At 55.1% G+C, this 24818-nt stretch carries 26 protein-coding genes; 20 read left to right on the top strand and 6 right to left on the bottom strand.

Going from position 1 to position 24818, the window contains the following annotated elements; genetic code table 11:
* Nucleotides 1-7 precede the first annotated feature (7 nt).
* The 7 genes from amiB to hflC all read left to right on the top strand — a co-directional run bounded on the left by amiB (nucleotide 8) and on the right by hflC (nucleotide 8259).
* Nucleotides 8-1339 (top strand): N-acetylmuramoyl-L-alanine amidase AmiB, encoded by a 1332-nt coding sequence (amiB, locus tag K7H21_RS25510; protein WP_223035454.1) that lies wholly within the window; start codon nucleotides 8-10, stop codon nucleotides 1337-1339.
* A gap of 10 nt (nucleotides 1340-1349) precedes the next feature.
* Nucleotides 1350-3230 carry a DNA mismatch repair endonuclease MutL gene (gene mutL / locus K7H21_RS25505; RefSeq protein WP_223035453.1) on the top strand — a complete coding sequence of 627 codons (1881 nt, stop codon included), beginning with the start codon at nucleotides 1350-1352 and terminating at the stop codon, nucleotides 3228-3230.
* Nucleotides 3223-4173, top strand: coding sequence for a tRNA (adenosine(37)-N6)-dimethylallyltransferase MiaA (gene miaA / locus K7H21_RS25500; protein WP_032695150.1), 951 nt, complete (start codon nucleotides 3223-3225; stop codon nucleotides 4171-4173). The genes mutL and miaA overlap by 8 nt, the downstream gene beginning before the upstream one ends.
* A gap of 92 nt (nucleotides 4174-4265) precedes the next feature.
* The gene (gene hfq / locus K7H21_RS25495) at nucleotides 4266-4574 is read left to right on the top strand and encodes an RNA chaperone Hfq (protein ID WP_004097968.1); all 309 of its coding nucleotides are present in this window, start codon (nucleotides 4266-4268) and stop codon (nucleotides 4572-4574) included.
* A 75-nt stretch (nucleotides 4575-4649) separates the two neighbouring features.
* Complete coding sequence (gene hflX, locus K7H21_RS25490) at nucleotides 4650-5930, top strand: ribosome rescue GTPase HflX (protein ID WP_004128082.1); 1281 nt, start codon at nucleotides 4650-4652, stop codon at nucleotides 5928-5930.
* A 65-nt stretch (nucleotides 5931-5995) separates the two neighbouring features.
* Nucleotides 5996-7252 (top strand): FtsH protease activity modulator HflK, encoded by a 1257-nt coding sequence (hflK, locus tag K7H21_RS25485; protein WP_004128085.1) that lies wholly within the window; start codon nucleotides 5996-5998, stop codon nucleotides 7250-7252.
* 2 nt (nucleotides 7253-7254) lie between these two features.
* A complete protein-coding gene (hflC, locus tag K7H21_RS25480) occupies nucleotides 7255-8259 on the top strand; it encodes a protease modulator HflC (protein WP_004128087.1) in 1005 nt (334 codons plus the stop codon).
* A 67-nt stretch (nucleotides 8260-8326) separates the two neighbouring features.
* Here the strand turns inward: hflC and K7H21_RS25475 are convergent, their stop codons facing one another.
* Nucleotides 8327-8614 carry a hypothetical protein gene (locus K7H21_RS25475; RefSeq protein WP_223035452.1) on the bottom strand — a complete coding sequence of 96 codons (288 nt, stop codon included), beginning with the start codon at nucleotides 8612-8614 and terminating at the stop codon, nucleotides 8327-8329.
* Between the two features lie 216 nt (nucleotides 8615-8830).
* Between K7H21_RS25475 and K7H21_RS25470 the strand changes: the two genes are divergently transcribed.
* From K7H21_RS25470 to rlmB, 5 genes are all read left to right on the top strand, one after another.
* On the top strand, nucleotides 8831-9028 hold the full coding sequence (locus tag K7H21_RS25470) for a DUF2065 domain-containing protein (protein WP_004097978.1): 198 nt from the start codon (nucleotides 8831-8833) through the stop codon (nucleotides 9026-9028).
* 102 nt (nucleotides 9029-9130) lie between these two features.
* Nucleotides 9131-10429 carry an adenylosuccinate synthase gene (locus tag K7H21_RS25465; RefSeq protein ID WP_004097979.1) on the top strand — a complete coding sequence of 433 codons (1299 nt, stop codon included), beginning with the start codon at nucleotides 9131-9133 and terminating at the stop codon, nucleotides 10427-10429.
* 151 nt (nucleotides 10430-10580) lie between these two features.
* Nucleotides 10581-11006, top strand: a complete 426-nt coding sequence (nsrR, locus tag K7H21_RS25460) for a nitric oxide-sensing transcriptional repressor NsrR (protein WP_004097980.1) — start codon at nucleotides 10581-10583, stop codon at nucleotides 11004-11006.
* 37 nt (nucleotides 11007-11043) lie between these two features.
* Entirely contained in the window at nucleotides 11044-13491 is a 2448-nt protein-coding gene (gene rnr / locus K7H21_RS25455; protein ID WP_049115782.1) for a ribonuclease R, read from the top strand.
* Between the two features lie 85 nt (nucleotides 13492-13576).
* Entirely contained in the window at nucleotides 13577-14308 is a 732-nt protein-coding gene (gene rlmB / locus K7H21_RS25450; RefSeq protein WP_004109129.1) for a 23S rRNA (guanosine(2251)-2'-O)-methyltransferase RlmB, read from the top strand.
* Between the two features lie 45 nt (nucleotides 14309-14353).
* On the opposite strand, the gene K7H21_RS25445 is transcribed toward rlmB, so the two are convergent.
* On the bottom strand, nucleotides 14354-14707 hold the full coding sequence (locus K7H21_RS25445; protein ID WP_049115780.1) for a hypothetical protein: 354 nt from the start codon (nucleotides 14705-14707) through the stop codon (nucleotides 14354-14356).
* Nucleotides 14708-14812: 105 nt separating this feature from the next.
* Between K7H21_RS25445 and K7H21_RS25440 the strand changes: the two genes are divergently transcribed.
* Entirely contained in the window at nucleotides 14813-16450 is a 1638-nt protein-coding gene (locus tag K7H21_RS25440) for an isovaleryl-CoA dehydrogenase (RefSeq protein WP_049115778.1), read from the top strand.
* Here the strand turns inward: K7H21_RS25440 and yjfN are convergent.
* Together yjfN and bsmA are read right to left on the bottom strand one after the other, a co-directional pair.
* Nucleotides 16441-16716: a DUF1471 family protease activator YjfN gene (yjfN, locus tag K7H21_RS25435; RefSeq protein WP_014227626.1), complete on the bottom strand. Its 276-nt coding sequence runs from the start codon at nucleotides 16714-16716 to the stop codon at nucleotides 16441-16443. The genes K7H21_RS25440 and yjfN overlap by 10 nt on opposite strands.
* 137 nt (nucleotides 16717-16853) lie before the next feature.
* Nucleotides 16854-17162: a biofilm peroxide resistance protein BsmA gene (gene bsmA, locus K7H21_RS25430; RefSeq protein WP_004128104.1), complete on the bottom strand. Its 309-nt coding sequence runs from the start codon at nucleotides 17160-17162 to the stop codon at nucleotides 16854-16856.
* Nucleotides 17163-17359: 197 nt separating this feature from the next.
* Between bsmA and yjfP the strand changes: the two genes are divergently transcribed.
* Nucleotides 17360-18076: an esterase gene (yjfP, locus tag K7H21_RS25425; protein WP_004128106.1), complete on the top strand. Its 717-nt coding sequence runs from the start codon at nucleotides 17360-17362 to the stop codon at nucleotides 18074-18076.
* On the opposite strand, the gene ulaR is transcribed toward yjfP, so the two are convergent.
* Both ulaR and ulaG read right to left on the bottom strand, forming a co-directional pair.
* The gene (gene ulaR, locus K7H21_RS25420) at nucleotides 18073-18828 is read right to left on the bottom strand and encodes an HTH-type transcriptional regulator UlaR (RefSeq protein WP_004128109.1); all 756 of its coding nucleotides are present in this window, start codon (nucleotides 18826-18828) and stop codon (nucleotides 18073-18075) included. The genes yjfP and ulaR overlap by 4 nt on opposite strands.
* A 106-nt stretch (nucleotides 18829-18934) precedes the next feature.
* A complete protein-coding gene (gene ulaG, locus K7H21_RS25415) occupies nucleotides 18935-19999 on the bottom strand; it encodes an L-ascorbate 6-phosphate lactonase (protein ID WP_004128112.1) in 1065 nt (354 codons plus the stop codon).
* 364 nt (nucleotides 20000-20363) lie between these two features.
* Here ulaG and ulaA point away from each other — a divergent pair, with 364 nt between their 5' ends.
* From ulaA to K7H21_RS25385, 6 genes are read left to right on the top strand one after another with little or no spacing between them, the layout of a single operon-like run.
* Complete coding sequence (ulaA, locus tag K7H21_RS25410) at nucleotides 20364-21764, top strand: PTS ascorbate transporter subunit IIC (RefSeq protein ID WP_004128123.1); 1401 nt, start codon at nucleotides 20364-20366, stop codon at nucleotides 21762-21764.
* A 12-nt stretch (nucleotides 21765-21776) separates the two neighbouring features.
* A complete protein-coding gene (ulaB, locus tag K7H21_RS25405; RefSeq protein ID WP_004109091.1) occupies nucleotides 21777-22082 on the top strand; it encodes a PTS ascorbate transporter subunit IIB in 306 nt (101 codons plus the stop codon).
* A gap of 9 nt (nucleotides 22083-22091) precedes the next feature.
* Nucleotides 22092-22559 (top strand): PTS ascorbate transporter subunit IIA, encoded by a 468-nt coding sequence (ulaC, locus tag K7H21_RS25400; protein ID WP_004128126.1) that lies wholly within the window; start codon nucleotides 22092-22094, stop codon nucleotides 22557-22559.
* A 13-nt stretch (nucleotides 22560-22572) separates the two neighbouring features.
* Nucleotides 22573-23223 (top strand): 3-keto-L-gulonate-6-phosphate decarboxylase UlaD, encoded by a 651-nt coding sequence (ulaD, locus tag K7H21_RS25395; RefSeq protein WP_004128129.1) that lies wholly within the window; start codon nucleotides 22573-22575, stop codon nucleotides 23221-23223.
* Nucleotides 23224-23232: 9 nt separating this feature from the next.
* Nucleotides 23233-24087 carry an L-ribulose-5-phosphate 3-epimerase UlaE gene (ulaE, locus tag K7H21_RS25390; RefSeq protein WP_049115772.1) on the top strand — a complete coding sequence of 285 codons (855 nt, stop codon included), beginning with the start codon at nucleotides 23233-23235 and terminating at the stop codon, nucleotides 24085-24087.
* Nucleotides 24087-24773 carry an L-ribulose-5-phosphate 4-epimerase gene (locus K7H21_RS25385; protein ID WP_142445972.1) on the top strand — a complete coding sequence of 229 codons (687 nt, stop codon included), beginning with the start codon at nucleotides 24087-24089 and terminating at the stop codon, nucleotides 24771-24773. The genes ulaE and K7H21_RS25385 overlap by 1 nt, the downstream gene beginning before the upstream one ends.
* Nucleotides 24774-24818: the final 45 nt, after the last annotated feature.

Here is a 24818-nt window from a genome sequence, read left to right as displayed (position 1 = left end):
CGACGGGATGATGTATCGCATAACCAGTTGGCTGGCTGCCGCACTGATGCTGTTTAGCATTCAGGCTACTGCGGCAAGTTTATCCGATATCCAGGTCTCAAATGGAGATCGGCAGGCCCGTATTACCATTAGTTTTATCGGCGAGCCTGAATATTCGTTTAGCCCCCAGGGCAAACGCATCGTGGCGCTGGATATCAAACAGACCGGCGTACTCCAGGGGCTACCGCTGCAGTTTAGCGGCAATAATCTGGTAAAAAGCATTCGTTCCGGGACGCCGCAGGATACGCAGTCGCTGCGCTTGTTGGTGGATTTAACTGCCGATGGCAAAACCCGCGCGGTGAAACAGCAGAACGGCTCTAACTACACCGTGGTGTTTACGATTAACGCCGACGAGCCGCCTCCGCCACCGCCGCAGCCGGTGGTGGTTAGACAGGCGGAAAGGCCCGTGGCGCAGCCCGTGCGTCCGAGCGAACCCGCACGTAACCCGTTTAAAGCCGATAACGACCGACTTACTGCGGTGACCAGCACGAGTAGCGTAACGCGTCGCGCTGCGCGTCCCGTGTCCTCCGATGATAAAGTGATTATCGCCATTGATGCCGGTCACGGCGGCCAGGATCCGGGCGCTATTGGCCCGAATGGCACGAAAGAGAAGAATGTGACTATTGCCATTGCGCGTAAGCTCCGCGCGCTATTGAATGCCGACCCTCAGTTCAGGCCGGTGCTGACGCGCGACGGCGATTACTTTATTTCAGTCATGGGAAGATCTGACGTCGCGCGTAAGCAAAACGCCAATTTCCTTGTCTCAATTCACGCCGACGCCGCGCCGAATCGCGATGCCACCGGAGCCTCGGTTTGGGTGCTTTCCAACCGCCGCGCGAACAGCGAGATGGCCGGCTGGCTCGAACAGCATGAGAAGCAGTCCGAGCTGCTGGGCGGCGCGGGCGATGTACTGGCCAACAGCCAGTCTGACCCTTACCTGAGCCAGGCGGTGCTGGATTTACAGTTCGGCCATTCCCAGCGCGTCGGGTATGATGTGGCGACCAATGTGCTGAGCCAACTGCAGCGGATCGGCGATTTACATAAGCGCCGCCCCGAGCATGCCAGCCTGGGTGTACTGCGCTCGCCGGATATCCCGTCGATCCTTGTCGAAACAGGTTTTATTAGTAATACAGGCGAGGAGCGGCTGTTGGGCAGCGATGCCTATCAGCAACAGGTCGCAGAGGCGATTTATAACGGTCTGCGTAACTACTTTATGCAGCATCCTCTGCAATCCGCGCCGCGCGGAGCAGCCGCGCAGACCGCCAGCGCAGGTTCGTCTGATGGGACGTTGTTAAATTAAGGAGACGGCCATGCCGATTCAGGTTCTACCGCCGCAGCTCGCCAACCAGATTGCCGCAGGTGAAGTGGTGGAACGACCGGCTTCGGTGGTCAAAGAGCTGGTGGAAAATAGCCTCGATGCCGGGGCGACGCGCATCGACATTGATATTGAGCGCGGCGGGGCGAAGTTAATCCGCATTCGCGATAACGGCTGCGGCATTAAAAAAGACGAGCTGGCGCTAGCGCTGGCCCGTCACGCCACCAGTAAAATTGCTTCGCTGGACGACCTTGAGGCGATCATTAGCCTCGGCTTTCGCGGCGAAGCTCTGGCCAGTATTAGCTCAGTGGCTCGCCTGACCTTGACCTCGCGTACCGAGGATCAGCAGGAGGCCTGGCAGGCCTATGCCGAAGGGCGCGATCAGGCGGTCACCGTGAAGCCAGCGGCGCACCCGGTGGGGACAACGCTTGAAGTGCTGGACCTGTTTTATAACACCCCCGCCCGGCGCAAGTTTATGCGCACCGAGAAAACCGAATTTGGCCATATTGACGAAATCGTCCGGCGCATCGCGCTGGCGCGTTTCGACGTCACTATCAACCTCAGCCACAATGGTAAAGTCGTGCGTCAGTACCGGGCGGTATCGCAGGACGGCCAGCGTGAGCGGCGTCTGGGCGCGATCTGCGGTATACCCTTTCTCGAACATGCCCTGGCAATTGAGTGGCAGCATGGCGATCTTACCCTCAGCGGCTGGGTGGCCGATCCTCTGCATACCAATCCGACGCTGGCGGAGATTCAATATTGCTACGTCAATGGGCGGATGATGCGCGATCGCCTGATTAATCACGCGATCCGTCAGGCTTGTGAAGATAAACTGGGGGCCGATCAGCAGCCTGCTTTTGTGCTGTACCTGAAGATAGATCCGCATCAGGTGGATGTGAACGTTCACCCGGCCAAACATGAAGTGCGTTTTCATCAGTCGCGCCTGGTGCACGATTTTATCTATCAGGGCGTGCTGAGCGTCCTGCAGCAGCAGCTGGATGTACCGTTGGCGGAAGAGGGCGATGAGTCCGCACCGCGGCAGGTGCCGGAAAACCGCATTGCGGCAGGCGGCAATCATTTTGCCCAGCCGGCGGTCGCGCGTGAAAACGCGGCTCCCCGGTATCGTGATGAGCCCGCCGCGCCGCGCTTTAACGCCAGCGGTTCGTCGGGGCCATCTTCAACTGGTGGAGCCGGCTGGCCGCATGCGCAGCCAGGCTATCAAAAACAGCAGGGTGCGCTCTACCGCCAACTGCTGGATACTCCTGTCGCGGAGCGCAAACCCAAATCTCCCACACCGACGGCGGAAGGCCTGTCAGGTCATAGCCAAAGCTTTGGCCGCGTGCTGACGATTATCGATAGCGACTGCGCGCTGCTGGAGCGCGACGGTAAGTTAGCGCTGCTGGCCCTGCCGGTCGCTGAGCGCTGGCTGCGCCAGGCACAGCTGACGCCGGGCGCAGAGGCGGTTTGCGCCCAACCGTTGCTTATCCCGCTGCGGATAAAAGTGTCCGAAGAGGAAAAAGACGCGCTCAAGCAGGCGCAGTCTGCGCTGGCAGAGGTCGGGATTGAACTCCAGTCCGATGTGCACCACGTGACGATCCGCGCAGTGCCTTTACCCTTAAGACAACAAAATTTACAAATCTTGATTCCTGAACTGATAGGCTACCTGGCGCAGCAAAAAACCGTCGACGTCGGCAATATTGCCCAGTGGATGGCGCGTAACCTGGCGAGCGAGCATGCGCAGTGGAATATGGCGCAGGCGATTGCCGTCCTGGCGGATATTGAGCGCTTATGTCCGCAGCTGGTTAAAGCGCCGCCGGGTGGTCTGTTACAACCTGTTGATTTACATTCGGCGATGAATGCCCTGAAAGATGAGTGATGTAACCGAGGCAAGCCTGCCTAAGGCAATATTTTTAATGGGCCCGACGGCCTCTGGTAAAACCGCATTGGCGATCGCCTTACGTAAAGTTTTGCCAGTAGAGTTGATTAGCGTTGATTCAGCCCTCATTTATCGAGGAATGGACATCGGCACGGCCAAGCCGGATGCCGCGGAGCTAAGCGCTGCGCCGCATCGGCTGCTGGATATTCTTGATCCGGCTGAGGCTTATTCCGCAGCGGATTTTCGTCGTGATGCGCTGGCTGAGATGGCTGATATTGTTGCCGCGGGGCGTATTCCGCTACTGGTTGGCGGAACGATGTTGTATTTCAAGGCGTTGTTGGAAGGGTTGTCGCCTCTACCCTCGGCTGACCCTGAGGTCAGGGCCAGGATCGAGCAACAGGCCGCAGAGCAAGGATGGAACGCGTTGCACCAGCAGCTACAGGAAATTGATCCGGTTGCCGCCGCGCGTATTCATCCAAATGATCCGCAAAGACTTTCCCGAGCACTGGAAGTTTTTTTCATTTCGGGTAAAACTTTAACGGAGCTGACGCAAACGTCAGGTGATGCTCTGCCGTATAAGGTGCACCAGTTCGCCATCGCCCCGGCGAGCCGTGAACTGCTCCATCAGCGCATAGAACAGCGTTTTCATCAGATGTTGGCTTCAGGTTTTGAAGCAGAAGTGCGGGCGCTTTTTGCCCGGGGAGATTTGCATACGGATATGCCTTCCATTCGTTGTGTCGGATATCGCCAGATGTGGTCGTACCTAAATGGCGAGATCCCGTATGATGAAATGGTTTATCGAGGTGTTTGCGCCACGAGACAGTTGGCTAAACGTCAGGTTACCTGGCTGCGCGGTTGGGAAGGTATTCACTGGTTAGACAGTGAACAACCTGAACAAGCGTTCAACAAAGTATTACAGGTTGTTGGTGCTAGCCTGGACTGAACGTGTACAATTGAACAGGTATCGTGCGTAATTTTTTTAAGAATCGTAAGGTTCTGAGTACAAAACAAGCATACATATAAGGAAAAGAGAGAATGGCTAAGGGGCAATCTTTACAAGATCCGTTCCTGAACGCTTTGCGTCGGGAACGTGTTCCGGTTTCTATTTATTTGGTGAATGGTATTAAGCTGCAAGGGCAAATTGAGTCTTTCGATCAGTTCGTGATCCTGTTGAAAAACACGGTCAGCCAGATGGTCTATAAGCACGCAATTTCTACTGTTGTCCCGTCTCGCCCGGTGTCACACCACAGCAACAATGCTGGTGGCGGTACAAACAACTATCACCACGGTGGTGGTGCGCAGGGTTCTTCTGCGCCGCAGCAAGACAGCGAAGACGCCGAATAAGGCCGATGCTGTTTTTCCACGTCGGGGAGCCAGGTTTTCTGCGTTCCCCGCTGGTATTTTATAAGGGGTTTACGCTTGTTTGACCGTTATGATGCCGGTGAGCAGGCGGTACTGGTACACATCTATTTTTCGCAAGACAAAGATATGGAAGATCTCCAGGAGTTTGAAACTCTGGCCTCTTCCGCCGGTGTCGAAGCAATGCAGGTGATTACCGGTAGCCGTAAAGCACCGCACCCGAAGTATTTTGTTGGTGAAGGTAAAGCTGTCGAAATTGCGGAAGCCGTAAAAGCGACCGGAGCATCGGTCGTGCTCTTCGATCATGCCCTGAGTCCGGCACAGGAACGAAACCTGGAGCGCTTATGCGAATGTCGGGTTATCGATCGTACCGGCCTGATTTTAGATATTTTTGCCCAGCGAGCGCGTACCCACGAAGGGAAACTACAGGTCGAGCTGGCGCAGCTGCGCCACATGGCGACTCGCCTCGTTCGCGGCTGGACCCACCTTGAAAGACAGAAAGGCGGGATTGGTTTGCGCGGCCCGGGTGAAACCCAGCTCGAAACTGACCGCCGTTTGCTGCGTAACCGCATTATGCAGATCCTGGCGCGGCTGGAAAAAGTTGAAAAACAGCGCGAGCAGGGACGGCGGTCACGCGCTAAAGCCGATATTCCAACCGTGTCGCTGGTCGGTTATACCAACGCCGGTAAATCCACGTTGTTCAACCAGATAACTGAAGCCGAGGTCTATGCTGCGAACCAGCTGTTCGCTACTCTGGATCCAACGCTGCGCCGCATTGATGTCCCTGATGTTGGCGAAACCGTACTGGCGGATACCGTAGGTTTTATCCGCCACCTGCCGCACGACCTGGTGGCCGCGTTTAAAGCGACGCTCCAGGAGACGCGCCAGGCGACGCTGCTGCTGCATATCATTGATGCGGCCGATGTGCGCGTGCAGGAAAACATTGACGCGGTAAATACGGTGCTCGCGGAAATCGAGGCCGATGAGATCCCGACGCTGCTGGTTATGAATAAAATCGACATGCTGGATGATTTTGAGCCGCGTATCGATCGGGATGAAGAAAATAAACCGATTCGGGTCTGGCTTTCCGCCCAGACCGGGGTTGGTGTACCGCTGCTTTTTCAGGCTTTGACGGAACGGCTTTCTGGTGAAGTGGCGCAGCACACGCTGCGCCTGCCGCCGCAGGAAGGCCGGTTGAGAAGCCGGTTCTATCAGCTTCAGGCGATAGAGAAAGAGTGGATGGAGGATGACGGTAGCGTTGGTCTGCAGGTGCGCATGCCGATCGTTGACTGGCGTCGCCTCTGTAAACAAGAGCCAGCGCTGGTTGAATACGTGATTTGACCTTGCAGCTTGCCTGAAGATATTAACCCCTGTGGGGATATCAAAAACAAATATGGAGCATATACATGGCGTGGAATCAGCCCGGTAATAACGGACAGGACCGCGACCCGTGGGGAAGCAGCAATAACCAAGGCGGCAACTCTGGGGGAAATGGCAATAAAGGCGGTCGCGATCAGGGACCTCCCGATCTGGATGATATCTTCCGTAAGCTAAGCAAAAAACTTGGCGGCCTGGGTGGCGGAAAAGGTGGACTGGGCGGCGGTAGCGGCTCTCAGGGACCTCGTGGGCCAATGGGCGGGCGTATCGTCGGCATCGTTGCCGCCGCTGCGGTTATTATCTGGGCAGCCAGCGGTTTTTATACCATTAAAGAAGCTGAACGTGGCGTCGTCACTCGCTTTGGTAAATTTAGCCATCTGGTTGAGCCTGGCCTTAACTGGAAACCGACCTTCATTGATAGCGTTCAGGCGGTTAACGTTGAGTCGGTCCGTGAACTGGCGGCTTCCGGCGTCATGCTGACGTCTGACGAAAACGTCGTGCGCGTTGAGATGAACGTGCAGTACCGCGTGACCGATCCGGAACGCTATCTGTTCAGCGTCACCAGCGCGGACGACAGCCTGCGTCAGGCTACCGACAGCGCCCTGCGCGGCGTGATCGGTAAATACACCATGGACCGTATCCTGACTGAAGGACGTACCGTCATTCGTAGCGATACTCAGCGTGAGCTGGAAGAGACCATTCGTCCGTACAACATGGGGATTACCCTGCTGGACGTCAACTTCCAGACGGCTCGTCCGCCGGAAGAAGTAAAAGCCGCGTTTGATGATGCGATTGCCGCACGTGAAAACGAACAGCAGTACATTCGTGAAGCGGAAGCTTACACCAACGAAGTTCAGCCGCGGGCTAACGGTCAGGCGCAGCGTATTCTGGAAGAAGCTCGCGCATACAAGACCCAGACCGTTCTTGAAGCTCAGGGTGAAGTGGCTCGCTTTGCGAAAATCCTGCCTGAGTATAAAGCGGCTCCGGAAATTACCCGCGAGCGTCTATATATCGAAACCATGGAAAAAGTGCTGAGCCATACGCGCAAAGTGCTGGTTAACGATAAGGGGAGCAACCTGATGGTTCTGCCTCTGGATCAGATGCTTAAAGGCGCCGGCGCGCCGGCGGCAAAGAGCGATAGCAGTGGCGCAAGCGATCTGCTGCGTCTGCCGCCTGCATCCAGCTCAAACAGCGCCAGCAACGCTTCTACCTCTACGGGAGGCACCATTATGGACCAACGCCGCGCCAACGCGCAGCGTAACGACTACCAGCGTCAGGGGGAATAACGATGCGTAAATCTGTTATCGCGATAATTGTCATCGTGCTGGTGGTGCTCTACATGTCCATCTTTGTTGTTAAAGAGGGCGAGCGCGGGATCACGCTGCGTTTTGGTAAAGTTCTGCGCGACGATGAAAACAAACCTCTGGTGTACGCGCCAGGACTGCACTTCAAGATTCCGTTTATTGAGTCTGTGAAGATGCTCGATGCGCGTATCCAGACGATGGACAATCAGGCTGACCGCTTCGTCACCAAAGAGAAGAAAGACCTGATCGTTGACTCCTACATCAAGTGGCGCATCAGCGACTTTAGCCGTTACTACCTGGCAACCGGCGGCGGTGATATCTCCCAGGCCGAGGTGCTGCTGAAACGTAAATTCTCTGACCGTCTGCGTTCTGAAATTGGCCGTCTCGATGTGAAAGACATCGTGACCGACTCCCGCGGTCGTCTGACCCTGGAAGTGCGCGATGCCCTGAACTCAGGCTCTGCGGGCACGGAAGATGAAGTCAGCACGCCGGCTGCCGATGACGCGATTGCCAAAGCGGCAGAGCGTATTGAAGCAGAAACCAACGGTAAGGTTCAGGTGATCAACCCGAACAGTATGGCGGCGCTGGGTATTGAAGTCGTCGACGTGCGAATCAAACAGATCAACCTGCCGGCTGAAGTGTCTGAAGCGATCTACAACCGTATGCGCGCCGAGCGTGAAGCGGTTGCCCGTCGCCATCGTTCGCAAGGGCAGGAAGAAGCTGAAAAACTGCGCGCGACCGCGGATTATGAAGTGACCAAAACGCTGGCGGAAGCCGAGCGTCAGGGACGTATCCTGCGCGGTGAAGGCGACGCTGAGTCGGCGAAATTGTTTGCTGACGCATTCAGTCAGGATCCGGGCTTCTATGCCTTTATCCGTAGCCTGCGTGCGTACGAGAACAGCTTCCAGAGCAATCAGGATGTGATGGTTCTCAGCCCGGACAGCGATTTCTTCCGCTATATGAAATCACCTACGGCGGCGGCTCGCTAATAAGCGTTCGTAGATGGAATAAGTGAAAAGGCGCCTTGTAAGGCGCCTTTTTTACAACTGAGCTAAATTAGTTGCCAAGCAATTTATTTATCAGCCCACCGAATAACGGTACGCTTGCTAGCGTGCTTTCAATCACACCGCCGATTGTTGAACCTATCGTACTACCGATAGTTTCTCCAAGCCCTGGCGCGATGGTCGACAGATTGATTGTGCCAAGGATAGGTAAGTCAACGCTCAGAGTACTGCCGAGTGACCATACTGCAGAGCCTGTCTTACCACCCAGTGAAGCCAGCCTATCTTGCAGCCAGCCCGCGCCGCTTACAGCGTTGATTTCAGTTGCGGTTAATTCTCTCATAATAATCCTCCTGATTATCTTATGCTCGTATCGAATCTTGATACGCTATGCATACTTGCAATTTAAAAAAAACCTTCAATACAATGGGTTATGGATTTTGTTTCATAAAATTAGTTCATAATGATGATGAAATAACTGACAATGTGAAATGAGGATAAACACAGCATTGACTAGCATCGGGTGCTGTATCGGGCGGCGTATAAATAAGGGTAAATAATGAACTCAACAATCTGGCTGGCGCTTGCGCTGGTTTTAGTACTCGAAGGACTCGGGCCGCTGCTTTACCCGCGAGCCTGGCGTCGAATGGTCGCCACGATGAGTCAATTACCGGATAATTTATTACGCCGGTTTGGCGGTGGTCTTGTGGTTGCTGGCATCGTCATCTACTACATGTTGAGGAAAACGATTGGCTGAGCGTAAAGTAGACTAATTTCCCGTCTTTCGAGTGCAAAAAGTGCTGTAACTCTGAAAAAGCGATGGTAGAATCCATTTTTAAGCAAACGGTGATTTTGAAAAATGGGTAACAACGTCGTCGTACTGGGCACCCAATGGGGTGACGAAGGTAAAGGGAAGATCGTCGATCTCCTGACTGAACGGGCTAAATATGTTGTGCGCTACCAGGGTGGTCACAACGCCGGCCATACTCTCGTAATCAACGGTGAAAAAACCGTCCTCCATCTCATTCCATCAGGTATTCTTCGCGAGAATGTCACCAGCATCATCGGTAACGGTGTTGTACTGTCTCCGGCTGCGCTGATGAAAGAGATGAAAGGTCTGGAAGACCGTGGTATCCCTGTTCGCGAGCGTCTGCTGCTTTCTGAAGCTTGCCCGCTTATCCTCGAATATCACGTCGCGCTGGATGTCGCCCGTGAAAAAGCGCGTGGCGCGAAAGCTATCGGTACGACCGGTCGCGGTATCGGCCCGGCTTACGAAGATAAAGTGGCTCGCCGCGGTCTGCGCGTTGGCGATCTGTTTGATAAAGCCACCTTCGCTGAGAAACTGAAAGAAGTGATGGAATATCACAACTTCCAGTTGGTGAATTTCTATAAAGCCGAAGCGGTTGATTACCAGAAAGTTCTGGATGACGTGATGGCGATTGCCGACATCCTGACCGCGATGGTTGTTGACGTTTCCGATCTGCTCGACCAGGCGCGTAAGCGTGGCGATTTCGTCATGTTTGAAGGCGCGCAGGGTACGCTGCTGGATATCGACCACGGCACCTACCCGTACGTGACCTCCTCCAACACCACCGCCGGTGGCGTTGCGACCGGCTCCGGTCTGGGTCCGCGTTATGTAGACTACGTGCTGGGTATCATTAAAGCCTACTCCACTCGCGTAGGCGCAGGTCCGTTCCCGACTGAGCTGTTTGATGAAACCGGCGAGTTCCTGTGCAAGCAGGGTAACGAGTTTGGCGCCACCACCGGCCGTCGTCGTCGTACCGGTTGGCTGGATGCCGTGGCGGTACGCCGCGCGGTGCAGATTAACTCCCTGTCGGGTTTCTGCCTGACTAAGCTGGACGTCCTGGACGGCCTGAAAGAAGTTAAAATCTGCGTTGCCTACCGTATGCCGGATGGCCGCGAAGTGACAACCACTCCGCTGGCTGCTGACAACTGGGAAGGCATCGAGCCGATTTATGAAACCATGCCGGGCTGGTCTGAAACCACCTTTGGTGTGAAAGAGCGCAGCGGCCTGCCGCAGGCAGCGCTGAACTACATCGCACGCATTGAAGAGCTGACCGGTGTACCGGTTGATATTATCTCTACCGGTCCTGACCGTACCGAGACGATGATTTTGCGCGATCCGTTCGACGCGTAATTATCTCCAGGGGCGCCGTTAAGGCGCCTCTTGTTTTTGCTGTTCGCCCGCCCCATTTAAATAAATTAGCGGCCTGAGCGCTGGCTGGTTTATCATCAATAGTAATTACGTCTACCGACGCACTCTGTTTTTCTTTTCCCTGAGGTTGATTGTGCAGTTAACGAGTTTCACTGATTACGGATTACGCGCGCTGATTTATATGGCGTCGCTACCGGATGGAAGAATGACCAGCATCTCCGAAGTGACGGAGGTTTACGGCGTTTCCCGTAATCATATGGTTAAAATAATCAATCAGCTAAGTCGCGTGGGGTACGTGACCGCGGTACGGGGAAAAAATGGGGGCATTCGTCTGGGGAAACCGGCAAATATGATTCGCGTGGGGGATGTTGTTCGCGATCTTGAGCCGCTCTCGTTGGTCAACTGCAGCAGCGAATTTTGCCATATTACGCCCGCCTGTCGTCTTAAACAGGCGCTTGCTGAAGCCGCGCAAAGTTTTCTCAAGGAACTGGATAACTACACGCTGGCCGATTTGGTTGAAAAGAATCAACCGCTTTATAAATTATTACTGGTGGAGTGACGTAAACTTCACTGGAGATGACAACGGAGGAACCGACATGTCACAAGATCCTTTCCTGGACCGCGAATCTGAAAAATACGCTAATCCAATCCCGAGCCGGGAATTTATCCTCGATCATTTAGCAAAACGCGAAAAACCGGCTAGCCGAGATGAGCTGGCAATAGAGCTGAATATTGAAGGCGAAGAACAACAAGAAGCATTGCGCCGCAGATTGCGTGCAATGGAACGCGATGGTCAACTGGTCTTTACACGTCGTCAGTGCTATGCGCTGCCGGAACGTCTTGATCTGCTGAAAGGGACCGTTATCGGTCATCGTGATGGTTATGGCTTCCTGCGCGTTGAAGGCCGTAAAGATGACCTGTATCTGTCGTCCGAGCAGATGAAAACCTGCATTCACGGCGATCAGGTGCTGGCGCAGCCGCTGGGCGCCGACCGTAAAGGCCGTCGGGAAGCGCGTATTGTCCGCGTACTGGTGCCCAAAACGGGTCAGATTGTGGGCCGCTACTTTACCGATGCGGGCGTTGGCTTCGTGGTGCCGGATGACAGCCGCTTGAGCTTCGATATCCTGATCCCCCCGGAACAGATCATGGGCGCGCGGATGGGATTTGTCGTGGTGGTTGAGCTGACCCAGCGTCCAACCCGCCGCACCAAAGCGGTCGGCAAGATCGTTGAGGTACTTGGCGACAATATGGGTACCGGTATGGCGGTCGATATGGCCCTGCGCACCCATGAAATTCCCTACGTCTGGCCGCCAGCGGTCGAGAAACAGGTTGCCGGCCTGAAAGAACAGGTACCTGAAGAGGCGAAAAAAGGGCGCGTTGATTTACGCAGCCTGCCGCTGGTCACCATTGATGGCGAAGACGCCCGTGACTTTGATGATGCCGTGTACTGCGAGAAGAAACGCGGCGGTGGCTGGCGTCTGTGGGTGGCGATCGCCGATGTGAGCTACTACGTGCGCCCGGGTACGCCGCTGGATGGCGAGGCGCGTAGCCGCGGCACGTCGGTCTACTTCCCGTCTCAGGTGGTTCCGATGCTGCCTGAAGTGCTCTCTAACGGCCTGTGTTCACTGAATCCTCAGGTCGACAGGCTCTGTATGGTTTGTGAAATGACGATTTCGGCCAAGGGGCGTCTGACCGGCTTCAAATTCTACGAAGCGGTGATGAGCTCCCATGCCCGTCTGACCTATACCAAAGTCTGGCATATGCTGCAGGGCGACCAGGATCTGCGCGAGCAGTACGCGCCGCTGGTTAAGCATATTGAAGAGCTGCATAACCTCTACAAAGTGCTGGACGGCGCGCGTGAAGAGCGCGGCGGTATCTCATTTGAGAGTGAAGAAGCTAAATTCATCTTTAATGCTGAACGCCGCATTGAACGTATTGAGCAGACTCAGCGTAACGACGCGCACAAGCTGATTGAAGAGTGCATGATCCTGGCGAACATCTCCGCTGCGCGCTTCGTTGAGAAGGCCGAGGAACCGGCGCTGTTCCGTATCCATGACAAACCGAGTACGGAAGCGATTACCGCATTCCGTTCGGTGCTCGCGGAGCTAGGGCTTGAACTGCCTGGCGGCAACAAGCCGGAGCCGCGCGACTATGCGGAATTACTGACCTCTATCGCCGATCGTCCGGATGCAGAGATGCTGCAAACCATGCTGCTGCGGTCGATGAAACAGGCAATATACGACCCGGAAAACCGTGGCCACTTTGGTCTGGCGCTGCAATCCTATGCCCACTTCACCTCGCCGATTCGCCGCTATCCTGACCTTTCGCTGCATCGCGCGATCAAGTATTTACTGGCGAAAGAGCAGGGACATAAAGGCAATAGCACCGAGACCGGCGGCTGGCACTACAGCATGGACGAGATGCTGCAGCTGGGAGCGCACTGTTCGATGACCGAGCGTCGTGCTGATGAAGCGACGCGCGATGTTTCGGACTGGCTGAAGTGTGACTTCATGTTGGATCAGGTGGGTAACGTCTTTAAGGGCGTGATTGCCAGCGTGACCGGCTTTGGTTTCTTCGTCCGTCTGGATGAGCTGTTTATTGATGGCCTGGTGCACGTCTCTTCTCTCGATAACGACTACTACCGCTTCGATCAGGTCGGGCAGCGTCTGATTGGTGAATCCGGCGGCCAGACCTATCGACTGGGCGATCGCGTGGAAGTGCGCGTTGAAGCGGTCAACATGGACGAGCGTAAAATTGACTTCTCGCTTATCTCCAGCGAGCGCGCGCCGCGCAACGTCGGTAAGACCGAGCGAGAAAAAGCGAAGAAAGGTGGCGCAGGTAAATCTTCCGGACGTCGCCGTCAGGCGGGCAAGCAGGTAAACTTCGAGCCGGATAGCGCATTCCGCAAACAGAAAGGTCAGCCTCAGGCAAAGTCCGCTCAGCCAAAAGGCGAGAAGAAAGCGAAGAAGCCGTCGGAGAAAACCCAGAAGATCGCCGCAGCGACCAAGGCCAAGCGCGCGGCGAAAAAGAAAATAGCTGAGTAATGATATCCCTTTACCCCGGCGACTCCCGGAATCGTAATGGGACCGGGGTGAAGGGACTGAAAACAGAACCTAAACGAGTAGATAAATGAGTGAAATGATTTACGGCATCCACGCGGTGCAGGCGCTGCTGGAGCGTGCTCCTGAGCGTTTCCAGGAAGTCTTTATTCTGAAAGGCCGCGAGGATAAGCGCCTTATGCCGCTGATCCATGCTCTGGAAGCGCAGGGTGTGGTGATTCAGGTCGCCAGCCGCCAGTTTCTGGATGAGAAAAGCGAAGGCGCCGTTCATCAGGGAATTATTGCCCGCGTGAAGCCCGGACGTCAGTATCAGGAGAACGATCTGCCGGATCTGATCGCCTCTCTCGATCAGCCGTTCTTTTTGATCCTTGACGGCGTGACCGATCCGCACAACCTCGGCGCCTGTTTACGTAGCGCTGACGCCGCTGGCGTGCATGCGGTGATTGTCCCCAAAGACCGTTCTGCGCAGCTGAATGCCACGGCGAAAAAAGTGGCCTGCGGTGCGGCGGAAAACGTCCCGCTGATCCGCGTCACCAACCTGGCGCGTACCATGCGTTTGCTGCAGGAAGAGAACGTCTGGATCGTCGGTACTGCCGGTGAGGCCGATCATACGCTGTTCCAGAGCAAAATGACCGGATCGCTGGCGCTGGTCATGGGAGCGGAAGGTGAAGGCATGCGCCGCCTGACCCGGGAGCACTGCGACGAGTTAATCAGCATCCCGATGGCCGGTAGTGTGTCGTCGCTGAACGTATCGGTCGCCACCGGTATTTGCCTGTTTGAAGCGGTACGCCAGCGCAGCTAATCTCTTCTTTCTGAATAAGCCATTCTCCGGAATGGCTTATCTTCATCAGTCCTGTTCATCCTCTCGCTCTATCCGACGGGCAATGTCGAGACCTTTTTCAACATAGTCCAGGACCTGGCTCAAGGGTAATTCCTCTCCCGGTTCATCTCCCGTTTGCTTAATGAATTTAAGCTGCGCGCCTCGATGCTTTAATACTTTGACGAGATTCAGAAAATTTCCAATGGGGTTCTGCTCTTCCAGAATGTCATCGCAGATTTTGTTTTCATCAAATGAGGTGACGTAACCGTAAGCGTTCAGGTTCTGCTTGATAGCGCTCATCGCGAGATGAGGAAGATGGCGGTGGATAAGCGGAATATAGCTCGGCGCATTTTCTCGAGCTTCAATAATTAAATGAATCATGAAATTCCCTTTCTGATTGTGAGAGAACTTTATAACAGAGTTCTCTGACGGAAAGTGCGCCGTTGTCCATACTTATGAATAGAGCCATTGAAGGAGGGAAACATAATGCACTGGCAAACTCATACCGTATTTAACCAACCCTCGCCGCTGTGCAACAGCAACTTATTCTTGTCCGATACCGCCCTGCGTGAAGCCGTCGTCCGCGAAGGCGCGGGCTGGGATGGCGATCTGCTGGCGAGCATTGGTCAACAGCTGGGGACGGCCGAATCTCTGGAGCTGGGGCGCCTGGCCAACAGCAACCCGCCGGAACTGCTGCGCTATGACGCCACGGGATCGCGGCTTGACGATGTGCGTTTCCATCCCGCCTGGCATCTCCTGATGCAGGGACTATGCGCTAACCGGGTACATAACCTCGCCTGGCAGGAGGATGCTCGCGGAGGTTCTTTCGTTGCCCGCGCTGCCCGCTTTATGCTGCATGCGCAGGTAGAAGCGGGAACCCTGTGTCCCACCACCATGACCTTTGCCGCTATTCCATTGCTGCAGCGTTCCTTACCCAGGCCCTTTAGCGACTGGTTATCACCGCTATTAAGCGATCGCTACGATCCGCATTTGGTACCGGGAAATCAGAAACGCGGGCTGCTTATCGGCATGGGGATGACGGAAAAGCAGGGGGGATCTGATGTCCTGAGCAATACGACCCGTGCGGAGAAGACAGCCGAAGGCTTTTATCATCTGATTGGGCATAAATGGTTTTTCTCCGTACCGCAGAGCGATGCTCATCTGGTGCTGGCTCAGGCGCCGGCGGGCCTCTCCTGCTTTTTTGTTCCGCGCCTGTTGCCGGATGGCCAGCGTAACGGCGTACATCTGGAAAGGCTGAAAGATAAATTGGGCAACCGCGCGAATGCCAGCAGCGAAGCCGAGTTTTTCAATGCCTGCGGCTGGCTGGTCGGGGAAGAGGGTGATGGCGTCCGGCAAATTCTCAAAATGGGCGGTCTGACCCGTTTTGACTGTGCGCTGGGTAGCCATGCGCTGATGCGCCGGGCCTATTCGGTAGCGCTATACCATGCTCTGCAGCGTCAGGCATTTGGTAAAAATCTGGTCGATCAGCCGATGATGCGTCAGGTTCTGGGGCAGATGGCGCTGCGGCTGGAAGGGCAAACCGTCTTTCTGTTCCGCCTGGCGAGGGCCTGGGACAGGCGCAATGATGTGCAGGAAGCGCTATGGGCAAGGTTGTTCACGCCCGCGGCGAAATTTGCTATCTGCAAATCCGGTATCGCCTTCGTCGCCGAGGCGATGGAGGTGCTGGGCGGCTCCGGCTACTGTGAAGAAAGTGAACTGCCGCGTTTGTATCGTGAAATGCCGGTAAACAGTATCTGGGAAGGTTCAGGGAATATTATGTGCCTGGACGTGATGCGTGTTCTGATCAAGCAGCCGGCGGCGCTTGAGCTTCTGGCGGCGGAGTGCGCGGAAGTGAAAGGGCAAAATCGTCATTTCGATCGGGCGTGGCGGCAGCTGCAGCAGTGGCTACGGCGCCCTCACGAAGAACAGGGACGGGAGATTACCCGGCTGGTTTATCTGCTTGGCGTTGGCGCGCAGGTATTACGCTTCGCTTCACCGCCGTTGGCAGAGGCCTGGTGTCGTATGATGCTCGACACGCGCGGCGGCATGCGGCTGGATGAGCAGACGCTGGATGACTTGCTGTTACGGGCAACGGGACGCGGACGCCTGGCGCCTCAGGCATAGAGAATGGCCTGTACCCGCCAGTTATCCGGCTGCTGCTCCTCGTACATCTGGACAATGCGATACCAGGACGCGCCCTGTTCGTCGGCCTGCACGGCGATGGCGTGCTCAACATCCTGCTGGCTGCCGGAGATGTTGTTAACGCAAATCAGGCCAATTTCGTTCAGGCCCGTTACGCAGTCAGCGCTGGCAAATTCCGCTGACTGCGCGGAAGTATTGGCCGTGACGGTGGTCAACATCAGGCTGGGTAGGGTAAAAGTTCGTTTCATCGTCAGCTCCATTTCACATAGTCCTGAGGGCAGTCCGTTGCTAACGTTCTGCCAGGTTACAGCTGGCTGAACGTTATTATGCACAGGAGAACGTGAATGGATGCAAAACAGTGTAAAGCTGGCTTAAAGGTTGACCGCTATTTACGGTACAAAATTGCCTGCGAATACCACTGGCCCGGAACCATGGTGTCATCAATCATTATGATGACGTAGTAATCAGCTTTAGCCGCCTCTGCTTTGAGCTTCAGCGCAGCCTCTACATCCATCGGCGAGCCGTACATTAATACGCTCACCGTCCCCATCTTCTGCAGACCCGCCGTCTGGTTACGCTGGATCTCTTGTGGATGGTCGGTTGCTGGCGGCGGCGCCTTTGGCGTCCCTTGTAGGGCGCTACAGCCGGTTAAAGCGATTGCCATTAACCACGGTGCAAACCTACGCATAACCATATCTCGTTTCCTGTTAGTCATAGTGTAGTGGTAGCCTGAATGTCATTTCCGGGGAATGTTCCCAAATTGTTATCCCGTACGCGATTTTCGAATGAAAATATCGTGAAAGCGTAATCTGGTTCTCAAGATTATGAATCATGTGCGAGCGAGTGACTTGAGTAATAACATAACATCACTTGAGAGAAAGGAGACGGTAAATGATTGCACTAGAAATGCGTAACCTTGCGGGTGGGGAGATTCTCCATGCGTACCCGCAGGGTGCCGCGGATACGGCGCTGCCTTGCATTGTCTTTTACCATGGTTTTACCTCTTCTAAGCTGGTTTACAGCTATTTTGCCGTTGCGCTTGCAGAGGCGGGCTTTCGGGTGATTATGCCCGATGCAGCGGAACACGGCGCGCGCTACCGGGGAGACGAACAGGGGCGGATGCAGCGCTTCTGGCCGATTCTGATGAACAATTTTATTGAATTTCCGGCGCTACAGGAGGCGATTCGGGAGCGGGGATGGCTTGCTGACGACAGGCTGGCGGTGGCCGGCGCATCGATGGGCGGAATGACGGCCTTAGGGATTATGACCCACCACCCGGAGCTGAAAAGCGTCGCCTGCCTGATGGGGTCAGGCTATTTCAGTACGCTCTCGCAGACGCTTTTTCCTTCTCCTTCGTGGGAGGCAGGGCAGCTGGCTGAGTGGGACGTCAGCCAGCAGCTGGCGACCCTCGCCAGCCGACCGCTGCTGCTCTGGCACGGCGATGAGGATGATGTGGTGCCGCCGGGGGAGACCTTCCGCCTACAGCAGGCGCTGCAGCAAAACGCACTGGCCGACAACTTAACCTGCATTTGGCAGAAAGGCGTCCGTCACCGCATTACGCCGGAAGCGTTAGCCGCGACGGTGGCATTTTTTCAACGTCACCTTTAAACGCGAATCACCTGAACGCCCTGATCTTCAAGCTGCTTGAGGATCGCCTCATCGGCCTGTTTACCGGTAATAACCAGGTCGATTTGCCCGGCCTGGCTAAAGAGCATTCCGGCGCGTTCGCCTACTTTGCTGCTGTCGACCAGAACCGCGAGTTTGCCGACAACGTTAAGCATTTTTTGCTCCGCCATCGCCGTCAGCATATCGGTTTTGTACAACCCTTCGGCGGTCAACCCTTTGCCGCTGGTAAACATCCAGTGCCCGGCGTACAGGCTGTTTTCGCTGCCCTGAGGGCTCAGCGTGATGGAGTGGCTGCGGTTATACTGCCCGCCCATAATAATGACGCTGTCGTGTTCCTGATCGATCAGGTAGTTGGCCAGCGGCAAATAGTTGGTGATGATCTGCACCGGTTTACCGCACAGTTCTTGCCCAAGCAGGAATGCGGTAGAGCCGCAATTTATGACGATGCTTTCGCCCGGGTTCACCAGCTGCGAAGCCGCGCGTGCAATCCGCACCTTCTCATCGTGGTTTTGCGCCTGGTGAATATTCATTGGTGACCAGCGCGGGCGCTGCTCGCTGATGGCTTCCGCGCCGTTGCGGACCTTTTTCAGCTTGCCGCTTTCATCGAGTTTGTTGATATCGCGTCGTGCCGTCGCCGGAGAAATTCCCAGCCGGGAAATCACCTGCTCCACGGTGACAAATCCCGTTTGTGCCAGCAAATCCAGTAAAATTTGATGTCTTTGCGCTTCCGTCATGAGCAAATCCGATTAAAAGTGATAAGCAAAGATGATATTTGAAATCAGGTGAAAATACTAATGCTGACGGGGATAATTTCCGGCGGGCGGTCCCGCCGGAGAAGCCTTACAGGAAAGACTTAAAGGGCAGGTCCGGTTCCATGGTGAAGCAATCGTCGAATCCGCGCGGATAGTGGTATTCAAAGCTGTCTTTATCCAGCGGCCAGGTGAATTTCCCACCCACCTGCCAGATAAAAGGCTTAAAGCCATACTTCAGGCGGTCTTTTTTCATCTCCCACAGAACGCGGATTTCCTGCGGATCGGCCTGGAAGTTTGACCAGATATCGTGATGAAACGGGATCACCACTTTGGCATTCAGAGACTCGGCCATGCGCAGGATATCGGCGCTGGTCATTTTGTCGGTGATACCGCGCGGGTTCTCGCCATAGGAACCGAGAGCCACGTCTATCTGGTGTTCGTTACCGTGCTTCGCGTAGTAGTTGGAGTAGTGAGAATCGCCGCTATGGTAAAGGTTGCCGCCCGGCGTTTTGAACAGGTAGTTCACCGCGCGCTGATCCATTCCGTCCGGCAGTACGCCTGCCGCTTTCTGATCCGCGGGCAAGGTAATCAGAGCCGTACGGTCAAAAGCGTCGAGCGCGTGAATTTCGACGTCTTTTATTTTGACCACATCGCCCGGCTTCATCACGATGCAGCGCTCTTTCGGTACGCCCCAGCCAATCCACAGATCGACGCAGGTTTGCGGACCGATAAACGGCACGTCATCGGCGCAGTTTTGCATAACCGCGGCGGCCACGTTCACATCAATGTGATCGTTATGATCGTGGGTGGACAGTACGGCGTCGATCTGGCGAATAGCGAACGGATCGAGAACAAACGGGGTGGTGCGCAGGTTGGGCTGGAGCTTCTTCACGCCGGCCATACGCTGCATCTGGTGGCCGGTTTTCATCAGCGGATTCCCGTGGCTTTGCTTGCCGGTACCGCACCAGAAATCGACGCAGATATTGGCCCCGCCTTCGGATTTCAGCCAGATGCCCGTACAACCCAACCACCACATCGCGAAGGTGCCCGGCGCAACCTGCTCTTGTTCAATTTCTTCATTCAGCCAGCTACCCCATTCCGGAAAAGTGTTCAGGATCCATGATTCGCGGGTGATGGTTTGCACTTTACTCATTTATTTTTCCCTCACATATTATCAAAAGTAATCACGATGTGATTTGTTTTGACGAATACTGGCATCGTTTGTTCAGGATTGCAATCCTGAATTTTGCCCTTCATGAGAGTAGTTGTGGGAGTTAAAAAGAGATGAATGTATACTTTATGATATGTGGTTTATCTTATTTTATTGATTTTAATATATTATTTTCCAATTTCTGAAAATGAGAATTAATACCATGATGGATTGTATGATTATTTGCGGCGTGCGTCACATTTAATCAAATATAATCTTGTTGTGATTATTTTTGATTATTAGAGTGATCGCAACAACCAACCTGGGCGTAGCGTGCGTTCAGAGCGTCCACTTTCTGGAGTGTGTTATGGAGATTCTCTACCACATCTTTACCGTGTTCTTTAACCAGGTTATGACCAACGCCCCGCTGCTGCTGGGTATTGTGACCTGCCTGGGCTATATCCTGCTGCGCAAAAGCGCCAGCGTTATCGTTAAAGGGACAATTAAAACCATTATCGGTTTTATGCTGCTGCAGGCCGGCTCCGGCATTCTGACCAGCACGTTTAAACCGGTGGTGGCGAAAATGTCTGAAGTTTACGGCATCAACGGCGCTATCTCTGATACCTATGCCTCCATGATGGCGACCATTGAGAGGATGGGCGATGCTTACAGCTGGGTGGGCTATGCCGTGCTGTTAGCCCTGGCGCTGAATATTTGTTATGTCCTGCTGCGGCGTATTACCGGTATTCGTACCATCATGCTTACCGGGCACATCATGTTCCAGCAGGCGGGGCTGATTGCCGTCTCTTTTTATATCTTCGGCTACACGATGTGGACGACGATTATCTGCACGGCGGTGCTGGTGTCACTCTATTGGGGCATTACCTCAAATATGATGTATAAGCCGACGCAGGAAGTGACCGACGGCTGCGGCTTCTCCATCGGACACCAGCAGCAGTTCGCTTCATGGATTGCTTACAAGATCGCCCCGTATCTGGGTAAAAAAGAGGAGAGCGTTGAGGATCTCAAGCTGCCTGGCTGGCTGAACATCTTTCACGACAACATTGTCTCCACGGCTATCGTGATGACCATTTTCTTCGGCGCGATTTTGCTCTCCTTCGGCATCGACACCGTACAGGCGATGGCGGGTAAAACCCACTGGACAATCTATATCCTGCAAACCGGCTTCTCGTTCGCCGTCGCGATTTTCATTATCACCCAGGGCGTGCGCATGTTCGTCGCCGAACTTTCGGAAGCGTTCAACGGTATCTCCCAGCGCCTGATTCCCGGCGCCGTGCTGGCGATTGACTGCGCCGCGATTTATAGCTTTGCGCCAAACGCCGTCGTCTGGGGCTTTATGTGGGGCACCATCGGCCAGCTGATCGCCGTCGGTATTCTGGTCGGCTTCGGCTCTTCCATTCTGATTATTCCGGGTTTTATCCCGATGTTCTTCTCTAACGCCACCATCGGCGTGTTTGCTAACCATTTTGGCGGCTGGCGCGCGGCGCTCAAGATTTGTCTGGTGATGGGGATGATCGAAATCTTTGGCTGCGTCTGGGCGGTGAAGCTGACCGGCATGAGCGCCTGGATGGGCATGGCGGACTGGTCAATTCTGGCGCCGCCGATGATGCAGGGCTTCGCCTCCATCGGTATCGCGTTTATAGCCGTCATCATCATTATCGCACTGGCTTATATGTTCTTCGCAGGGCGCACGCTGCGTGCTGAAGAGGACGCGGAAAAACAACTGGCAGATGCTTCTGCTCAATAAGGAGTTTTGACTATGACCGTACGTATTTTGGCTGTATGTGGCAACGGGCAAGGAAGTTCCATGATCATGAAGATGAAGGTGGACCAGTTTTTGACCCAGTCAAATATCGATCACACGGTAAACAGCTGCGCGGTGGGTGAATACAAAAGTGAACTAAACGGCGCGGATATCATCATCGCCTCCACCCATATCGCCGGTGAGATTAGCGTCTCCGGCAACAAGTATGTGGTTGGGGTGCGCAACATGCTATCGCCTGCGGATTTCGGCCCAAAACTGCTGGAAGTGATCAAAGCGCACTTTCCGCAGGATGTGAAGTAAGGAGGCTAAATGAAATTACGTGACTCGCTGGTGGATAACAACTCCATCCTTTTACAAGCCGACGCCAGCACCTGGCAGGAAGCCGTCAAGCTGAGCGTTGATTTACTGGTAAAGGCGGATGTCGTTGAGCCGCGCTACTACCAGGCCATTCTGGATGGCGTAGCCCAGCATGGCCCCTATTTTGTGATTGCTCCCGGTCTGGCGATGCCGCATGGCCGACCAGAAGAGGGGGTTAAGAAAACCGGCTTTGCGCTGGTCACGCTGAAAACGCCGCTGGTTTTTAATCACGAGGATAACGACCCGGTCGATATTCTGATCACCATGGCGGCCGTGGATGCCAATACCCATCAGGAAGTCGGCATCATGCAAATCGTTAATCTGTTTGAAGATGAAGCCAACTTTGACCGTTTACGCGCCTGCCGCACCGCGCAGGAAGTGCTGGAATTAATTGATAACGCCACGGCGGCGGCCGTTTAAAAGGAACACTACAATGTCATTACCTATGTTGCAGGTTGCGCTTGATAACCAATCCATGTCTTCCGCGTATGAAACGACGCGCCTGATAGCCGATGAAGTGGACATTATTGAAGTCGGCACCATTCTTTGTGTGGCTGAAGGCGTACGCGCCGTTCGCGACCTGAAGGCGCTCTATCCCAATAAAATCGTGCTGGCGGACGCCAAAATCGCCGATGCCGGTAAAATTCTCTCCCGCATGTGCTTTGAAGCCAACGCCGATTGGGTCACCGTGATCTGCTGCGCGGACATCAACACCACCAAAGGCGCGCTGGATGTCGCGAAAGAGTTCAACGGCGATGTTCAGATCGAACTGACCGGCTACTGGACCTGGGAGCAGGCGCAGGAGTGGCGCGAAGCGGGTATTCAGCAGGTGGTCTATCACCGTAGCCGCGATGCCCAGGCGGCCGGCGTGGCGTGGGGCGAGGCGGATATCAGCGCGATCAAACGCTTGTCTGAAATGGGCTTTAAAGTCACCGTCACCGGCGGCCTGGCGCTGGAAGATTTACCGCTGTTTAAAGGTATTCCCATTCACGTCTTTATCGCCGGTCGCAGCATTCGCGACGCTGCCTCTCCGGTAGAGGCCGCCCGGCAGTTTAAACGTTCTATCGCCCAGCTGTGGGGCTAAGGAGCGGTCATGCTGTCAAAACAAATTCCGCTCGGTATCTATGAAAAAGCGCTCCCCGCGGGGGAGTGCTGGCAAGAACGCCTGCGGCTGGCGAAAGAACTCGGCTTTGATTTCGTCGAAATGTCGGTAGATGAAACGGACGCCCGTCTGGCGCGACTAGACTGGAGCCGGGAGCAGCGCCTTGCGCTGGTCAACGCGATTGCTGAAACCGGGGTGCGGGTACCCTCTATGTGCCTGAGCGCCCATCGCCGCTTTCCGCTCGGTAGTGAAGACGACGCGGTTCGTGCGCAGGGCCTGGAGATTATGCGCAAAGCGATTCGGCTGGCGCAGGATGTGGGGATTCGCGTTATCCAACTGGCGGGTTACGACGTGTACTACCAGGAAGCCAATAACGAGACGCGCCGTCGTTTCCGCGACGGGCTAAAAGAGAGCGTCGAAATGGCGAGCCGCGCGCAGGTGACGCTGGCGATGGAAATCATGGACTACCCGCTGATGAACTCGATCAGCAAGGCGCTGGGCTATGCCCACTACCTGAATAATCCGTGGTTCCAGCTCTATCCGGATATCGGCAACCTGTCCGCCTGGGATAACGACGTGCAGATGGAGCTTCAGGCCGGAATGGGTCATATCGTGGCGGTGCACGTCAAAGATACGAAGCCCGGCGTGTTTAAAAACGTGCCGTTCGGTGAAGGCGTCGTCGATTTTGAACGTTGTTTCGAAACGCTCAAGCAGACGGGCTACTGCGGCCCGTATCTGATTGAAATGTGGAGCGAAACGACCGACGATCCGGCCGCTGAAGTTGCGAAAGCACGCGATTGGGTGAGGGCGCGGATGGCCCGCGCCGGTCTGGTGGAGGCGGCATAATGCACACGTTAAAACAGCAGGTCTTTGACGCCAATATGGATTTGCCGCGTTACGGACTGGTCACTTTTACCTGGGGTAACGTCAGCGCCATTGACCGCGAACGCGGGCTGGTAGCGATTAAGCCCAGCGGCGTCGCCTACGAGATCATGAAAGCGGATGATATGGTGGTAGTCGATCTCGAGGGTAAGGTGGTGGAAGGGCGCTATCGCCCTTCTTCCGATACCGCCACGCACCTGGCGCTATATCGTCGCTATCCGAGCCTCGGCGGCGTGGTGCATACCCACTCAACGCACGCGACGGCCTGGGCGCAGGCGGGCCTGGCTATTCCCGCGCTGGGGACGACCCACGCGGACTACTTCTTTGGCGATATTCCCTGCTCCCGGGCGTTAAGCGCGCAGGAAGTGGCGGAGGCTTATGAGCTGAACACCGGCCACGTGATTATCGAAACGCTGGGAGACGTTGAGCCGCTGCATACGCCGGGCATCGTGGTTTATCAGCACGGGCCTTTTGCCTGGGGCAAAGATGCGCACGATGCGGTGCATAACGCGGTGGTGATGGAAGAGGTGGCGCGGATGGCGTGGATTGCTCGCGGGATCAATCCGCAGCTGAAGCCCATCGATAGCTGGCTGATGGACAAGCACTTTATGCGCAAGCATGGGCCAAATGCCTATTACGGGCAAAAGTGAAACACGTGCTCCGGAGCATTCATCTTTATGATGAATCAACCGGTC

This window comes from Klebsiella sp. CTHL.F3a (genome assembly GCF_019890895.1).
GTDB classification, from domain to species: Bacteria; Pseudomonadota; Gammaproteobacteria; order Enterobacterales; family Enterobacteriaceae; genus Klebsiella; species Klebsiella grimontii.
This window is presented reverse-complemented; position numbering and strand designations above follow the sequence as displayed.

What these genes read in the sequence shown, in the direction of transcription:
- amiB (WP_223035454.1), top strand. Translation starts at nt 8, where the DNA reads ATGATGTATCGCATAACCAGTTGGCTGGCTGCCGCACTGATGCTGTTT.
- mutL (WP_223035453.1), top strand. Translation starts at nt 1,350, where the DNA reads ATGCCGATTCAGGTTCTACCGCCGCAGCTCGCCAACCAGATTGCCGCA.
- miaA (WP_032695150.1), top strand. Translation starts at nt 3,223, where the DNA reads ATGAGTGATGTAACCGAGGCAAGCCTGCCTAAGGCAATATTTTTAATG.
- hfq (WP_004097968.1), top strand. Translation starts at nt 4,266, where the DNA reads ATGGCTAAGGGGCAATCTTTACAAGATCCGTTCCTGAACGCTTTGCGT.
- hflK (WP_004128085.1), top strand. Translation starts at nt 5,996, where the DNA reads ATGGCGTGGAATCAGCCCGGTAATAACGGACAGGACCGCGACCCGTGG.
- hflC (WP_004128087.1), top strand. Translation starts at nt 7,255, where the DNA reads ATGCGTAAATCTGTTATCGCGATAATTGTCATCGTGCTGGTGGTGCTC.
- K7H21_RS25475 (WP_223035452.1), bottom strand. Translation starts at nt 8,614, where the DNA reads ATGAGAGAATTAACCGCAACTGAAATCAACGCTGTAAGCGGCGCGGGC.
- K7H21_RS25470 (WP_004097978.1), top strand. Translation starts at nt 8,831, where the DNA reads ATGAACTCAACAATCTGGCTGGCGCTTGCGCTGGTTTTAGTACTCGAA.
- K7H21_RS25465 (WP_004097979.1), top strand. Translation starts at nt 9,131, where the DNA reads ATGGGTAACAACGTCGTCGTACTGGGCACCCAATGGGGTGACGAAGGT.
- rnr (WP_049115782.1), top strand. Translation starts at nt 11,044, where the DNA reads ATGTCACAAGATCCTTTCCTGGACCGCGAATCTGAAAAATACGCTAAT.
- rlmB (WP_004109129.1), top strand. Translation starts at nt 13,577, where the DNA reads ATGAGTGAAATGATTTACGGCATCCACGCGGTGCAGGCGCTGCTGGAG.
- K7H21_RS25445 (WP_049115780.1), bottom strand. Translation starts at nt 14,707, where the DNA reads ATGATTCATTTAATTATTGAAGCTCGAGAAAATGCGCCGAGCTATATT.
- K7H21_RS25440 (WP_049115778.1), top strand. Translation starts at nt 14,813, where the DNA reads ATGCACTGGCAAACTCATACCGTATTTAACCAACCCTCGCCGCTGTGC.
- yjfN (WP_014227626.1), bottom strand. Translation starts at nt 16,716, where the DNA reads ATGAAACGAACTTTTACCCTACCCAGCCTGATGTTGACCACCGTCACG.
- bsmA (WP_004128104.1), bottom strand. Translation starts at nt 17,162, where the DNA reads ATGGTTATGCGTAGGTTTGCACCGTGGTTAATGGCAATCGCTTTAACC.
- yjfP (WP_004128106.1), top strand. Translation starts at nt 17,360, where the DNA reads ATGATTGCACTAGAAATGCGTAACCTTGCGGGTGGGGAGATTCTCCAT.
- ulaR (WP_004128109.1), bottom strand. Translation starts at nt 18,828, where the DNA reads ATGACGGAAGCGCAAAGACATCAAATTTTACTGGATTTGCTGGCACAA.
- ulaG (WP_004128112.1), bottom strand. Translation starts at nt 19,999, where the DNA reads ATGAGTAAAGTGCAAACCATCACCCGCGAATCATGGATCCTGAACACT.
- ulaA (WP_004128123.1), top strand. Translation starts at nt 20,364, where the DNA reads ATGGAGATTCTCTACCACATCTTTACCGTGTTCTTTAACCAGGTTATG.
- ulaB (WP_004109091.1), top strand. Translation starts at nt 21,777, where the DNA reads ATGACCGTACGTATTTTGGCTGTATGTGGCAACGGGCAAGGAAGTTCC.
- ulaC (WP_004128126.1), top strand. Translation starts at nt 22,092, where the DNA reads ATGAAATTACGTGACTCGCTGGTGGATAACAACTCCATCCTTTTACAA.
- ulaD (WP_004128129.1), top strand. Translation starts at nt 22,573, where the DNA reads ATGTCATTACCTATGTTGCAGGTTGCGCTTGATAACCAATCCATGTCT.
- ulaE (WP_049115772.1), top strand. Translation starts at nt 23,233, where the DNA reads ATGCTGTCAAAACAAATTCCGCTCGGTATCTATGAAAAAGCGCTCCCC.
- K7H21_RS25385 (WP_142445972.1), top strand. Translation starts at nt 24,087, where the DNA reads ATGCACACGTTAAAACAGCAGGTCTTTGACGCCAATATGGATTTGCCG.